At 70.1% G+C, this 13,506-nt stretch carries 13 protein-coding genes and 1 tRNA gene; 7 read left to right on the top strand and 7 right to left on the bottom strand.

Annotation, left to right across the window (positions count from 1 at the left end; translation table 11 throughout):
• Positions 1-7 precede the first annotated feature (7 nt).
• Positions 8-439 (bottom strand): winged helix-turn-helix transcriptional regulator, encoded by a 432-nt coding sequence (locus PCA76_RS27260; RefSeq protein WP_272613308.1) that lies wholly within the window; start codon positions 437-439, stop codon positions 8-10.
• 78 nt (positions 440-517) lie between these two features.
• Here PCA76_RS27260 and PCA76_RS27255 point away from each other — a divergent pair, with 78 nt between their 5' ends.
• From PCA76_RS27255 to PCA76_RS27235, 5 genes are all read left to right on the top strand, one after another.
• A complete protein-coding gene (locus PCA76_RS27255) occupies positions 518-1,981 on the top strand; it encodes an MFS transporter (protein ID WP_272613307.1) in 1,464 nt (487 codons plus the stop codon).
• A complete protein-coding gene (locus PCA76_RS27250; protein ID WP_272613306.1) occupies positions 1,978-2,937 on the top strand; it encodes a DNA polymerase domain-containing protein in 960 nt (319 codons plus the stop codon). Before PCA76_RS27255 ends, PCA76_RS27250 begins: the two co-directional genes overlap by 4 nt.
• A 92-nt stretch (positions 2,938-3,029) precedes the next feature.
• Entirely contained in the window at positions 3,030-3,479 is a 450-nt protein-coding gene (locus PCA76_RS27245) for a helix-turn-helix transcriptional regulator (protein ID WP_272613305.1), read from the top strand.
• A gap of 5 nt (positions 3,480-3,484) precedes the next feature.
• Entirely contained in the window at positions 3,485-3,895 is a 411-nt protein-coding gene (locus tag PCA76_RS27240; RefSeq protein ID WP_272613304.1) for a VOC family protein, read from the top strand.
• Between the two features lie 28 nt (positions 3,896-3,923).
• Positions 3,924-6,305 carry an excinuclease ABC subunit UvrA gene (locus tag PCA76_RS27235; protein WP_272613303.1) on the top strand — a complete coding sequence of 794 codons (2,382 nt, stop codon included), beginning with the start codon at positions 3,924-3,926 and terminating at the stop codon, positions 6,303-6,305.
• A gap of 22 nt (positions 6,306-6,327) precedes the next feature.
• On the opposite strand, the gene PCA76_RS27230 is transcribed toward PCA76_RS27235, so the two are convergent.
• On the bottom strand, positions 6,328-6,954 hold the full coding sequence (locus PCA76_RS27230) for a TetR/AcrR family transcriptional regulator (protein ID WP_272613302.1): 627 nt from the start codon (positions 6,952-6,954) through the stop codon (positions 6,328-6,330).
• 123 nt (positions 6,955-7,077) lie between these two features.
• Between PCA76_RS27230 and PCA76_RS27225 the strand changes: the two genes are divergently transcribed.
• Positions 7,078-9,219, top strand: coding sequence for an ABC transporter permease (locus PCA76_RS27225; protein WP_272613301.1), 2,142 nt, complete (start codon positions 7,078-7,080; stop codon positions 9,217-9,219).
• Positions 9,220-9,276: 57 nt separating this feature from the next.
• Here the strand turns inward: PCA76_RS27225 and PCA76_RS27220 are convergent, their stop codons facing one another.
• Positions 9,277-9,702 carry a VOC family protein gene (locus PCA76_RS27220; RefSeq protein ID WP_272613300.1) on the bottom strand — a complete coding sequence of 142 codons (426 nt, stop codon included), beginning with the start codon at positions 9,700-9,702 and terminating at the stop codon, positions 9,277-9,279.
• Between the two features lie 112 nt (positions 9,703-9,814).
• Here PCA76_RS27220 and PCA76_RS27215 point away from each other — a divergent pair, with 112 nt between their 5' ends.
• Entirely contained in the window at positions 9,815-10,783 is a 969-nt protein-coding gene (locus PCA76_RS27215; protein WP_272613299.1) for a helix-turn-helix transcriptional regulator, read from the top strand.
• Positions 10,784-10,905: 122 nt separating this feature from the next.
• Here the strand turns inward: PCA76_RS27215 and PCA76_RS27210 are convergent.
• The 4 genes from PCA76_RS27210 to PCA76_RS27195 form a co-directional block, all read right to left on the bottom strand.
• Positions 10,906-10,980, bottom strand: a tRNA-Arg gene (locus PCA76_RS27210).
• Positions 10,981-11,072: 92 nt separating this feature from the next.
• Positions 11,073-11,765 (bottom strand): winged helix-turn-helix domain-containing protein, encoded by a 693-nt coding sequence (locus PCA76_RS27205; protein ID WP_272619660.1) that lies wholly within the window; start codon positions 11,763-11,765, stop codon positions 11,073-11,075.
• Positions 11,766-11,988: 223 nt separating this feature from the next.
• Complete coding sequence (locus PCA76_RS27200) at positions 11,989-12,657, bottom strand: DUF305 domain-containing protein (RefSeq protein WP_272613298.1); 669 nt, start codon at positions 12,655-12,657, stop codon at positions 11,989-11,991.
• An 8-nt stretch (positions 12,658-12,665) separates the two neighbouring features.
• Positions 12,666-13,463 carry a DUF3105 domain-containing protein gene (locus tag PCA76_RS27195; protein WP_272613297.1) on the bottom strand — a complete coding sequence of 266 codons (798 nt, stop codon included), beginning with the start codon at positions 13,461-13,463 and terminating at the stop codon, positions 12,666-12,668.
• Positions 13,464-13,506: the final 43 nt, after the last annotated feature.

Raw genomic sequence — 13,506 nt, 5'->3', positions numbered from 1 at the left:
TACCGGTTTAGACGGCGTGCTCGGCGTCGTAACTGGTCCGCGCCTCGGCGATGGCCGGGCGGTGGCGCTCGGCCCAGCTGGTCAAGGCGACCAGCGACTCGTAGAGCTCGAGCGCCATCGAGGTGGCGGTGTACTCGACCTTGGGCGGGACGGTCGGGTAGACCCGGCGGTGCAGGAGGCCGTCGCGTTCCAGGTTGCGCAGGGTCAGCGTGAGCATCCGGCGGCTGATCCCCTCGATGTGCCGCTCCAGCTCGGTGAAGCGCACCGGGCCGTTCGAGGCGGCCACGAGGATGCCGATGCTCCACTTGCCGCCAACCCGGTCGAGCACCTCGCGGACGGTGCACGCGCGAGCCTGCCCCGGGGTGAACGGCACGTCGCCGGCAGCGCAGGTCAACTCGGCCTTGACCAGCGCGGACACATCGCTGTTCCTCTGGGACATAAGAGTGCCTCCTTCCGCTCCGGTCCATGGTCACAGACGATGACCTCGGTAACAAACCGTGCACCAAGGAGGGGTTTCATGGATCGCGTCGTCCCGTCTCGCTGGCCGGCACTTCTGGTGCTCTGCGCCGGCAGCCTGATGATCATTCTGGATGGCAGTGTGGTCGCGGTGGCACTGCCCGCCGTACAACGCGATCTGGGTTTCACCGCCGCCGGCCTGGCCTGGGTGGTCAACGCCTACCTGGTCGCGTTCGGCGGGCTGCTGCTGCTCGCCGGCCGCCTCGGCGACCTGCTCGGCCGGCGGCGGGTCTTCCTCGCCGGCGTCGCGCTGTTCACCCTCGCGTCGCTCGCCTGCGCGGTCGCCACCGGGCCGGCCCTGCTGGTCGCCGCGCGCTTCGGTCAGGGCGTCGGTGGCGCACTGGCCATGGCGGTCAGTCTTGGCATGATCGTCCGGCTCTATCCCGAGCCGGCCGAGCGGGCCCGCGCGATCGCCGTGTTCAGCTTCACCGGGGCGGCCGGAGCGTCCGTCGGCACCGTAGCCGGTGGGGTGCTTACCGACCTGGCCGGCTGGCGGTCGATCTTCCTGGTCAACCTCCCGATCGGGGCCGCGATCCTGCTCGCCGCCGTCCGCAAGCTCCCGGCCGAGCGGGGGATCGGCCTGCGGGCCGGCCTGGACCTACCCGGCGCGCTGCTCGCCACCGCCGGCCTGATGGCCGCCGTGCTCAGCATCGTGGGGACCGGTGAGCATGGCTGGACCAGCCCTCGCACCCTCGGCGCGACGGCGCTCGCGGCACTGCTGCTCGGCGGGTTCGCCGTGCGTCAACGGGTGGCGGCCACTCCGCTGCTGCCGGCCCGGGTGCTGCGCGTACCGGGTCTGGTCGCGGCGAACACCGTGCAGTTCCTCATGGTCGCCGCGTACTTCGGCTTCCAGTTCCTGCTCGCCGTGGAGCTGCAACTCGTGCTCGGACTGGATGCGGCCGCCACCGGCTGGGCCTTCCTGCCCACCCCGGTGGTGATCGCGGTGGTGTCGCTCGGCCTGGCCGGTCGGCTGATCGCCCGGTGGGGTGCCCGGACCGTGCTGCTCTTCGGGCTCGGTATGGCAACCGTCGGCTTCCTCCTGCTCGCCCGGCTGCCCGCCGACGGTGCCTACGTCGCCGACGTACTCCCCGCGATGCTGGTCTTCGGGGCGGCCGGCGGTCTGACCCTGCCGGCGGTCACCACCCTGGCCATGGCCGGCGCGACCGACACCGACGCCGGGCTCGCCTCCGGCCTGGCCAACACCACCCAACAGGTCGGCGGTGCGGTCGGCCTGGCCGTGCTGGCCACCCTGGCCGCCGCCCGGGCCGACGGCCTACGGGCCGCTGGCTGGGCCGAGACGGCCGCGCTCGCCGGCGGCTACCGAACCGCGTTCGCCGTCGCCGCTGCCCTGGTGGTCGCCGCCCTGCTGGTCGCGCTGACCACGCTGCCCGGCGCCCGGCCCGCCGGCACCGATCGGCACGTCAGGTTGACCGACGAGACCGGGGCCGGGAGGGTGGTCGGGTGAGCGAGGCTGACGAGACCCGGGACGGCGTGGCCCTGACCAACCTGGACCAGCCGCTGTCCGACCGTGACGACGCGACGAAGCGTGACCTGGTCGACTACCTCGACGCGGTCAGTGAGCAGATCCTCCCGCAGTTGCGGGGTCGGCCGCTGTCGGTGATCAGGGTCCGCCCCGGCCAGCCGCCGTTCATGCAGAAGAACCTGCCTCGCTACACCCCGGACTGGGTGCGCCGGGTGCCGGTCTGGGCGGAGGCGTCGCACCGGGAGATCTCGTACGCCCTCTGCGACGACCGGCGCACCCTGCTCTGGTTCGCCAACCAGCGGGCGGTGGAGTACCACCCGACGCTGGCCACCGCGGCGGATCCGCACCGCCCGACCCACCTGGTGCTCGACCTGGATCCGCCCGAGGGCGACGGGTTCCGCGCGGCGGTCGCCGCTGCCCTGCTGGTCCGCCAGGCGCTCGCCGACGCCGGCCTGGCCGGTGCGGTCAAGACCAGTGGCGCCAAGGGCGTGCACGTGTTCGTTCCGGTGGCCGACGAGCCCACGGCGGAGGAGTTGGCCGCCGCCACCCGGGCGCTCGCCGTCCGCGCCGAGCGGCTCGACCCGGCGCTGGCCACCACGGCGTACATCAAGGAAGAGCGGGGTGGTCGTGTCTTCGTGGATGCCACCCGGGCGGGCGGCGCGACGGTGGCCGCCGCGTACAGTCCCCGGCTGCGTCCCGGGATGCCGGTCTCGTTCCCGGTCGACTGGGCCGACCTGGCCGAGGTGACCCCCGCCGACTTCACCATCCGGACCGCGCCCGCACTGCTCGCCGACGGCGACCCGTGGGCCGCGCTGATGCCGGCCCCGCAACCTCTTCCCGCCGACCTGGTGGCCGAGGGCCGGACCATCCCGGTGGCCCGGGTACAGGCCATGCACGAGGGGAAGCGCCGGGCCCGCGCCCGCCGCGAGGCCGGCTGACCGGCTCGTCGGCCCCCGCTCGGCAACGGCTCGACCCCCGCTCACGCCCGGTGAGCGGCGGATTGTCGGTGGGTTGTGGCACGATTTTCCAGGTGACCAGCAAACCTGACGCGACCCAGCGACTGGCCGACCTCGCGCGGCTGCGCCGGGTCCGCGACCGGATCGACCGGGAGTACGCGCAGCCGCTGGACGTCGAGGCGCTCGCCCGTGGCGCGCACATGTCGGCGGGGCACCTCAGCCGTGAGTTCCGCCTCGCCTATGGCGAATCGCCCTACAGCTACCTGATGACCCGACGGATCGAGCGGGCGATGGCCCTGCTGCGCCGTGGCGACCTGAGCGTCACCGACGTCTGTTTCGCGGTCGGTTGTTCGTCGTTGGGCACCTTCAGCACCCGCTTCACCGAGCTGGTCGGCGTGCCGCCCAGCGTCTACCGGCGGCAGGCCGCACAGGCGACGGCGGGAATGCCGTCGTGCGTGGCGAAGCAGGTGACCAGACCGGTCAGGAATCGAGAAGCGCGGGTCACCGAGCCGCAACTAGCGTGACCAGCATGGACATCACCATTCATTCGAGTTTCCTGCCGCACACCGATCCGGAGGCCTCGCTGGTCTTCTACCGCGACATCCTCGGCTTCGAGGTCCGCCTCGACGTCGGGTACGAGGGGATGCGGTGGATCACGGTCGGGCCGGTCGGCCAGCCCAGCACCGCCATCGTCCTGCACCCGCCGGCCGCCAATCCCGGCATCACCGACGACGAACGGCAGACCATCCTCGAGCTGATGGCCAAGGGCAGCTACTTCGGCGTCAACCTGGCCACCACCGACCTCGACGCCACCTTCGCCACGATCGAGGCCAGCGACGCCGAGGTCGTCCAGGAGCCGACCGAGCAGCCGTACGGCGTGCGGGACTGCGCCTTCCGGGACCCGGCGGGCAACATGATCCGCATCCAGGAAGTGCGCTGACCCGTCCGGCCCGACAGATGGAGAGACGATGAGCACGGCCATCCAGCCGTCCGCGCCGCACGTCGCCGACAGCCACGACCTGATCCGGGTGCAGGGCGCGCGGGTGAACAACCTCAAGGACGTCAGCGTCGAGATCCCGAAGCGGCGGCTGACGGTGTTCACCGGTGTCTCCGGCTCGGGCAAGAGCTCGCTGGTGTTCGGCACCATCGCCGCCGAGTCGCAGCGGATGATCAACGAGACCTACAGCGCCTTCGTGCAGGGCTTCATGCCGACGTTGGCACGGCCCGAGGTCGATCTGCTGGATGGCCTGACGACGGCGATCATCGTGGACCAGGAGCGGATGGGGGCGAACTCCCGATCCACCGTGGGCACCGCCACCGATGCCAACGCGATGCTGCGCATTCTGTTCAGCCGGCTCGGGCAGCCGCACATCGGCTCGCCCAACGCGTACTCGTTCAATGTCCCCTCGGTGAAGGCCACCGGTGCGATCACCGTCGAGCGCGGCGCTGGCAGGACGAAGACCGAGAAGGCGACCTTCACCCGTCTCGGCGGCATGTGCCCGCGCTGCGAGGGCATGGGCGCGGTCACCGACATCGACCTGTCAGCGCTGTACGACGACAGCCTGTCGCTCAACGAGGGCGCGATCACGATCCCGGGCTACAGCATGGAGGGCTGGTACGGCCGGATCTTCCGTGGTTGCGGCTACTTCGACCCGGACAAGCCGATCAGCAAATACACCAAGCGGGAGCAGCACGACCTGCTCCACAGGGAAGCGACCAAGATCAAGGTCGACGGCATCAACCTGACGTACGCCGGGCTGATCCCGTCGATCCAGAAGTCCTTCCTCTCCAAGGACATCGACGCGCTACAGCCACACATCCGTGCCTTCGTGGAGCGGGCGGTGACCTTCACGACCTGCCCCGACTGTGCCGGCACCCGGCTCAGCAAGGAGGCCCGATCGTCGAAGATCAAGGGAAAGAACATCGCTGACGTCTGCGCGATGCAGATCAGCGACCTGGCCGCCTGGGTGCGCGGGATCGAGGGGTCGTCGGTGACCCCGTTGCTGGCGGGGCTGCAACACCTTCTCGACTCGTTCGAGGAGATCGGTCTGGGATACCTCTCGCTCGACCGCCCGTCGGGCACCCTCTCGGGCGGGGAGGCGCAGCGCACCAAGATGATCCGTCACCTCGGCTCCTCGCTCACCGACGTCACCTACGTCTTCGACGAGCCGACGATCGGGCTGCACCCGCACGACATCCAGCGGATGAACGAGCTGCTGCTGCAGTTGCGCGACAAGGGCAACACCGTGTTGGTCGTGGAGCACAAGCCGGAGGCCATCGCCATCGCCGACCACGTCGTCGATCTCGGGCCCGGAGCCGGTACGGACGGCGGCACCGTCTGCTACGAGGGCACCCTGGACGGCCTGCGCGCCAGCGGCACCATCACCGGCCGTCATCTCGACGACCGAGCGGCTCTCAAGGAGACGGTGCGTACGCCCACCGGCAAACTGGAGATCCGTGGCGCGACGGCCAACAACCTGCACGACGTCGACGTCGATGTGCCGCTCGGGGTGCTCGTCGTCGTGACCGGTGTCGCAGGCTCCGGCAAGAGTTCGCTCGTGCGCGGGTCGATCCCCGCCGGCGCGGGTGTGGTGTCGATCGACCAGGGCGCGATCCGTGGTTCGCGACGGAGCAACCCGGCCACGTACACCGGGCTGCTCGACCCGATCCGCAAGGCGTTCGCGAAGGCCAACGGTGTGAAGCCGGCGCTGTTCAGCGCCAACTCCGAGGGCGCCTGCCCGAGCTGCAACGGCGCTGGCGTCATCTACACCGACCTGGGGATGATGGCCGGGGTCGCCGCCCCCTGCGAGGACTGCGAGGGGAAGCGGTTCCAGGCATCGGTGCTGGAATACCGCTTCGGCGGTCGCGACATCAGCGAGGTGCTCGCGATGTCGGTGACCGAGGCCGAGAAGTTTTTCGGCGCCGGCGAGGCGCGTACGCCGGCCGCGCACGCCATCCTCGACCGGCTCGCCGACGTCGGGCTCGGCTACCTCAGCCTGGGTCAGCCGCTCACGACCCTGTCCGGCGGCGAGCGGCAGCGACTCAAGCTGGCCACCCACATGGCCGAGAAGGGCGGCGTCTACGTCCTCGACGAGCCGACCACCGGCCTGCACCTGGCCGACGTCGAGCAACTGCTCGGCCTGCTCGACCGCCTCGTCGACGCCGGTAAGTCGGTGATCGTCATCGAGCACCACCAGGCGGTCATGGCGCACGCCGACTGGATCATCGACCTCGGCCCCGGTGCCGGCCACGACGGTGGTCGGATCGTCTTCGAGGGCACCCCGGCCGACCTCGTCGCCACCCGCTCCACCCTCACCGGCGAACACCTGGCGGCGTACGTCGGCAGGTGAGCCCCTGGGCGGCGACCGGCGATCAGCCCTCCGCTCGGCGTGGCCGGCTGATGGGGGCGCTGAGCATTCCGGTGATGGCGTCGACGAGGAAGTCGCCGACCTCGGGCCATCGGGGGTCTTCGCCGTTGCGTTCGGCGCGTGCCTCGACCTCGGCCGTCGTGGTGCTGACGATGCGGGTGATCAGGAGCGCCCGGCCAGCGACCACCTCCGGGTCGAGGTGCCGTAGCCGCGAGGCCAGTGAATCGCGCAGTTCCAGTGCCTGTGGCGTGGTGTCCTGGGCTTCCCGCATGATCGGCTGGGTGGCGGGGTTGTGCAGCATGTGTTCAAGGAACCGGGCCCGCCAGCTCGGGCGCGGTAACTGGTCGAGGACCCGCATGCTCGGCTCCACGAGACCGCGGATGTCGCCGAGGACGGAGTCCTCGGGTGGGGGCATTCCCTCGCGTTGTTCCGCGACGTCGCGCACGTGGCGGGCCATGAGCGCCTTCAGCAGCCCCTCGCGCCCGCCGAAGTAGTAGCGCACCGCCGAGTGGTTGGTGTTGCCAGCAGCCTCGGCCACCCTGCGGTCGGAGACCTCGGCGACTCCCGACTCGGCGAACAGCCGCTCCGCCGCGTCCAGCAGCGCGGTGCGTGCCGCCTCGGACCGCCTCATGACCGGCCCCCTCGTGTCCTCGCCCGGATGTGACTCAGGTCAACCTAGCCGGATTCCCGGTCCCGGCATCCGCCGCCTACAGTTTATAAGTCAACTGGCGTACAAACATGAGCTGGAGCGTGCATGGATACCGAAGCCGTGATCGAGGCTGCCGACGTGGTGGACGGCCGCCCGCCCGGCGCGGACCGCAAGGAACAGATCATCCGCATGGTCGCCCTGTTCGTGATGCCGTTCCTCATGGTCACGATGATGTTCGCGACCTACATGTCGACCATGCACTCACCGCACCCCCGGGACATGCCGGTAGCGGTCGTCGGCAGCGGCGCCACGGCGCAGGCCGTCGTCGACGGGCTCAACGCCGCTCCGGGTGACAGCACCGAGGCCACGCTGGTGGCCACCCGCGACGACGCGGTCGACCTGCTGCACGACCAGGAAGCCACCGGCGCGCTCGTCCTGCCCACCGACGGCAGCGCCAACGCCACCATCCTCACCGCCTCGGCGGCCGGAGCCTCGCAGGGCGCCACCGTCCAGCAGTTGCTCGCGCCGGTGGCCGTCCAGAACAACTGGCAGGCCACCACCGAGGACGTCGCGCCGCTACCCGACGGTGACCGGGCCGGCATCGCGGTCCTGTTCGCCGCGATGGGCATGATGCTGGCCGGGTACGTGCCACTGAGCATCATGGTGATGGGCGTCCCCCACCTGCTGCGGCTGCGACGGTTCCTGCCCGTGCTGGCCGGCTGGTCCGCGGTCACCAGCTCGATCATCTGGCTCATCCTCGGGCCCATAGTGGGTGCCGTCGAGGGCCACTACCTCACCTTCCTCGGCGTCGGCATGCTCGCCACCGCGGCCGTCGGACTGGCCCAGCTGCTGCTCTCCAAGCTGGTCGGGCCCCTCGCGGTGCTGCCCGGCATGCTGCTCTGGGTCGTGTTCGGCATGCCCGCGTCGAACCTTGCCCTGTCCGTGCACAACATGCCCGGGTTCTTCCAGTTCCTGCATGGCGTGCTGCCGCTCCCGGCGGCCGGTGAGGCGCTGCGCTCGGTCCTGTACTTCGACGGCAACGGTCTGGGCACCCACCTGATCGTGCTGGCCGGGTGGATCGTGGCCGCCCTCGCGCTCTGCCTGCTCAAGGAGCGCAGCGCGAGCGGGAAGGTCATCCCCGGCGTCCCACCGATCGCCGACCCCGACGCGAAGGCCCCCGCTCTGGCCGGCGGGCCGCCGCGCTCCAAGCGATTCCGGTACGTGGCCGCGGCCGGCTTCCCGCTGGCCATCCTCGTGGTCGTCGTGGGTGCCATGGGGTTCTCCATGCACAAACCGCAACCGCACGACATCCCGGTCGTCGTGGTCGCCGCCGCCCCCGGGGTGGCCCAGGAGACCGCTGCCGGTCTCAACACACAGCTCGACGGCATCCTCGACGTCACCGTCGCGGCCACCACCGAAGAGGCCACCGAGCAGATCCGCTCCCGCGACGTGGTCGCCGCCTTCGTCCTGCCGTCGGCACCGGACACCCCGGCGACGCTGTACTCGGCCTCCGCCGCCAACGCCAGCCAGCAGTCCACCATCCGCTCGATCTTCCAGCCGATCACTGCGGCCCAGGGCCTCCCGCTCACGCTGACCGACGTGCAACCCCTGAGCGAGACCGACACCGGCGGCAGCAACAGCATGTACGTCGGCATGTCCTGGATCATGGCCGGCTTCCTGTTCCTGGCCGTCCTGCGCGGCGGTGCCCCGCACGTGCGCCGCCTGCCCCAGTTCCTGCCGCTCCTGGGCGGTTGGGCGATCGGCATGTCCGTCTGGCTGTGGTTCCTCTTCGACGTCCTCATCGGCGCGATCAGCGGCAGCGCCCTGGAGACGATTGGCTACGGTGCCCTGACCATCTTCTCGGTCTCCCTGGCCACCGGAGTCCTCACCCGCACCATCGGCCTGGCCGGGATCATCCCGATGATGGTGGTGCTGATGATGGCCGGCCTACCCGCCTCCGGCGGTGGCATGTCGGTGTACCTGGTCCCCGAGGTGTTCCGCCCTCTCCAGGACGTGCTGCCACTGCCCGCGGCGGTCGACATCGCCCGATCACTGCAATATTTCGACGGCGTCGGCGTCGGACAGAACCTGGTGGTCATCGCCATCTGGGGCGCTGCCGGACTCGTCCTGAACCTGGTGATCGACCAGTGGCTGAAACGCCGTGAGCGCCGTTTGGGCGCCGACGGCCCGGACGCTGGTTCGGCACCGGAGATGCCCTCGAAGCTGGTGCCGGCCGAGGCGCACTGAGCGGAATCGAGGCCCACCGCCGATCCCTCGGGATCGGCGGTGGGCTGTTCTCCGTGGTCAGGAGGGGTTGTACGCGACGGCGACGTCGAGCACCCAGGTGATGCCGAACGGGTCGGTGAGCATGCCGTAGAGGGGTGCCCAGCCGGCGGGTGCGAGGTCGACCACCACGGTCGAGCCCTCGCTGAGCTTCTTCCAGTAGCCGGTGATCTCGTCGGCGTCCCTGCCGCGGACCGAGACGAAGAACGGGCTCTCGCCCTGGCTCCACGGCCGCACGGACGGCACGTCGTACGCCATGATCTGGAAACCCTCGGCGGACGTGACCTGGCCCCACATGATCTGGTCGGCCTCATCCGGGTTCTGCACGTTGTGGGCATCGGCGTAGGTGACGGCGGCGAGGTCCCCGCCGAACACGGACCGGTAGAACTCGAGAGCAGCCCGCGCGTTGCCTCGAAGGTTGATGTGCGCGACGGTGTTGATGCTCATTGCTGAATCTCCTGTGACGTGTCGTGGACCCCGTGGCTGTTGCTTCGGTACGAGAAGACGATGACAGCGGTAGAGGTCAGGTTGTGGCCGCTACCTGTGGAGAATCGGATGCATGCCCAAGACTTCGGCGAGACTGCTGTCACTGCTCTCGCTCCTCCAGGCACGCCGTGACTGGCCGGGCGGCCTACTGGCCGAAAGGCTGGATGTCAGCCCTCGTACGGTGCGGCGCGACGTCGACAGGCTGCGCGAACTCGGCTACCCGATCAGGGCCTTCAAGGGACCGGACGGCGGGTACCGGCTCGACGCCGGAGCTCAGCTGCCACCGCTGCTGTTCGACGACGAGCAGGCGGTCGCCATCGCCGTCGCACTTCGACTGGCCTCCGTCTCCGGGGCGGACATCCAGGAGGGCGCGGTGCGGGCGCTGAACACCATGCGGCAGGTCATGCCGAGTCGGCTGCGGCGCCGCATCGACTCACTGGAGGTCACCGCCGTCGAACAACCCACCACCCGCCCGGACTGCCCGGTCGACAGCACCGTGCTGACCGCCATCGGCGCGGCCGTCCACGCCCACGACGGTCTTTGCTTCGATTACGCCTCGGCGACCGCCGACACGGACGCGCCGCCACGACGCGTGGAACCCCACCACCTCGTCACCTGGAACAGACGCTGGTATCTCGTCGGCTGGGACCTCGACCGCGACGACTGGCGAACCTTCCGGGTCGACCGCATCAGCCCGCGTACCCCGACCGGACCACGCTTCACCCCACGACAACTACCCACGGCAGACGTGGCCACGTTCATCACCGGCCGGTTCCGAGGTTCCACAGACACCCCGGCGTGGCCATGTGTCGGCGAGGTCATCCTCGACCTTCCCGCCACCGTCGTCGCCGCGTACACCCGCGACGGACTCGTCGAAGGACTCGGCCCCGACCGCTGCAAACTCGTTCAGGGCTCCTGGTCCTGGGCCGGTCTCGCCGCAGCCCTCGGCAGGTTCGATGCCGACATCGAGGTCATCGGACCCGCAGAGCTCAAGGCCGCCTTCGCCGGGCTCGCCCGCCGCTACGCCAGTGCATCAGGATGACGGACCGGAGGGGATCCCTCTGGTGGTAAACACCTTTGCTCTGCTTCAACCCAGGCAACACCAAGAACCGGGCGCGGGGAGCCAACATGCTCCTGCGCCCGGTCGAAGTCGGTAGATCTTTCTGGTGCCCCCGGCAGGATTCGAACCTGCGCCACCGCCTCCGGAGGGCGGTGCTCTATCCCCTGAGCTACGGGGGCTCAGCGACTGCAGAAGACTAGCAAACCTCCTCGGTGTACGCCGAATCGGTATCGGGTGAGCCGATCGTGTCGGCAATCGGCTCACCCGGCGCTCAGGCCGCGATCGCCCGCCCGCAACTGGGCAGCGGGTGCAGGACGATTCGCCGGGGAAGCCGGCGCGGCCACTCGTTGCGCGGCCAGGAACCGTCCACGATGAGGTGCACGGTGCGCTGCTCCGCACCGCTGAGCCGCAACACGAAGTCGCGGGGGAGCGGCGGGTCGACGGTCGGCGTGGTGATCATGAAGCGGACCCGGCCGCGGGAAGAGACCGCGGAGATCACGTCGGCTGCGGGCATGGTGCCGCGCAGTCTGATCCGGCCGATCCAGTAGACCTCCGCGAGGTGCTCCTGAGCGCCTCGGGTGATCGCTGGGTACTCGCTGCGGACCCAGCGCTCAACCGCGCTGACGCAGAGCCCACAGGCCCGCTCGCGCGGCTCCCGCGGACCCAACCCCCAGGCCCGCAGGTACGCCCCGACCGCGCCAACGTCCAGCGGCAAGTCGAATCGCCGCTGGATGAGCGTCGTGAGGCTCTGCCGAGTCCACAACTCCTCGTCCAGGCCGAACTCGTCGGGGTGGACGCCCCGCAGTGTGTCGATCAGTTCGAGTTCCTGTTCGCGGCTGAGCATTCCCGGCTCGCTCTGCCGCTGTCCGCGACGGACGGCTGCCACCGCCCCGTCACCACCGATGGTGTGGCGTCGGCACCAGCTGGTGACCGAACGCCGTGCGTCTCTGAGTGCAACCCCCACGTCTTGGGCAACGAGCACGAATCGCAACTGGTCACGATATGTGCGGAGAAAACTCTCTAAGCAACGTAATCGCCTGTGCCGCGCAAAACGCCCATAGGGGACAGGGGTGGCGATCAACGTCTGCGCCCCGGACGGGCGTCTCGCCGTGCGCCGACACATGACGCGGGCCCGCGCCCCGCCGGTGTACGGCGGTGACGCGGGCCCGGTGCGCCCGTCCGGTCGATCAGCCCTTGGCCTGCGCCTGGAGCTGCCGGAGGTTGTTCAGCTCGGTCTGCTGGGTGGCTTTCATGGTCCGTGCCACCCGCAGGACCTCGGCGTTGTCGGTCTCGCCGAGCGCCGCGTCGATCATGTGGATGCCGCCCAGGTGGTGGTTGTACATCAAGGCCAGGAACTGCCGGTCGACCTCGATGCCCTTGGCGTCGCGCAGGGCGGCCATCTGCTGCGGTGTGGCCATTCCCGGCATCAGCCCGTCCTTGACGGTGGCCCCGTCGGACATCCACGACATCGGTGGTTGCGACCCGGTCGGGCTCAGCTCCCACTCACGCAGCCAGGTCTGCATGGCCCCGATCTCGCCCTGCTGCCCGGTGGCGATGTCGACGGCGATCTGCCGCACCTCGGGCAGCGTCGCCGACCGGTACGCGATCAGGCTCATCTCCACCGCCTGCGCGTGGTGCGTCGTCATGTCCCGCGCGAAGCCCGCCTCGACGGAGGCGTCACCGGGTCGGGTGAGCCGCGGAGTGAGCAGACCGCCCGCGAACCCGAGGAGCAACCCGACGACCAGCAGGACGGCCAGCGCGAGCACCCCGTAGCGCCGCGCCGGGGCCCGGCCACCCTCGTCCAGGGCGGCCGGGAACTCGTCGTGTTCGCTGTCGGTGGTGGCGGGAGCAGTCATCGCGGTCCTTACTGGGTCGGCTGCTGCTGAAGTTCACGCGGCGTGGTGCCGGTGGCGGTGATACCCGTGTTGCACAGCGCCGTCGGGCCCTCGACAGAGGCGTTCACCCGCAGGTCCTTGATGAACTCGTCGATCCGCGAGTCGTCGGCGTTGTCGACCTTGAGCTGGTAGCCCCACGCCTGCAGCGAGATCGGCTTGTCCAGGCCCTCGTACGGGCTCAGCAGCATCTTCTCGACGCCGCGCACCTTGCCGGCGAGCTTGGCGACCTGGTCCTGGGGCAGGTCCGGGCGGTAGGTGATCCACACCGCGCCGTGCTCCAGGCTGTGCACCGCGTGCTCGCTGGCGATCGGGGCGTCGTAGACGTCACCCATGCAGTTCTGCCAGGTGGCGTTGTGCACCCCGCCCACCGGCGGCGAGTACTTGTAGGTCAGCGGGCCCGCCTTGTGCGCCTCGTACTTCAGGCTGTCCGGGTCGGACTTGCGGATGTTGACGATGCCGTCGATGGCGTTGGCCCGCTTGTCCCACGGCTTGGCACCCTGGAACGACGCCCAGGCGCCGTAGCCGATGATGCCGGCCGCGAGCACGCCCACCGCCACGAAGAGCGCGATCGGGCCCCAGGCCCGACCCTGGCTCACCTTGACCGGGGTGATCGGCTTGCGTGGGCCCTTGCCACCTGCCCGCGGGGAGCCCGCCGGCTTGGCGGGACCGGCCTTGGCGCCGGACGCCGGCCGGCCCGCTGCCGGCTTCTTGCCGGTGCTGACCACGGTCGGGCGGCGCTCAGGGCCACCGGGGGTGCTGATGCTCATCGTGCCTCGTCAAGTCGGTCGGTCAGGGGAGTGGCGGGCCGGA

The organism is Micromonospora sp. LH3U1, assembly GCF_028475105.1.
GTDB lineage: Bacteria > Actinomycetota > Actinomycetes > Mycobacteriales > Micromonosporaceae > Micromonospora.
Note: the sequence above shows the minus strand (reverse complement) of the source record. Positions and strands in the feature narration are given on the sequence as shown.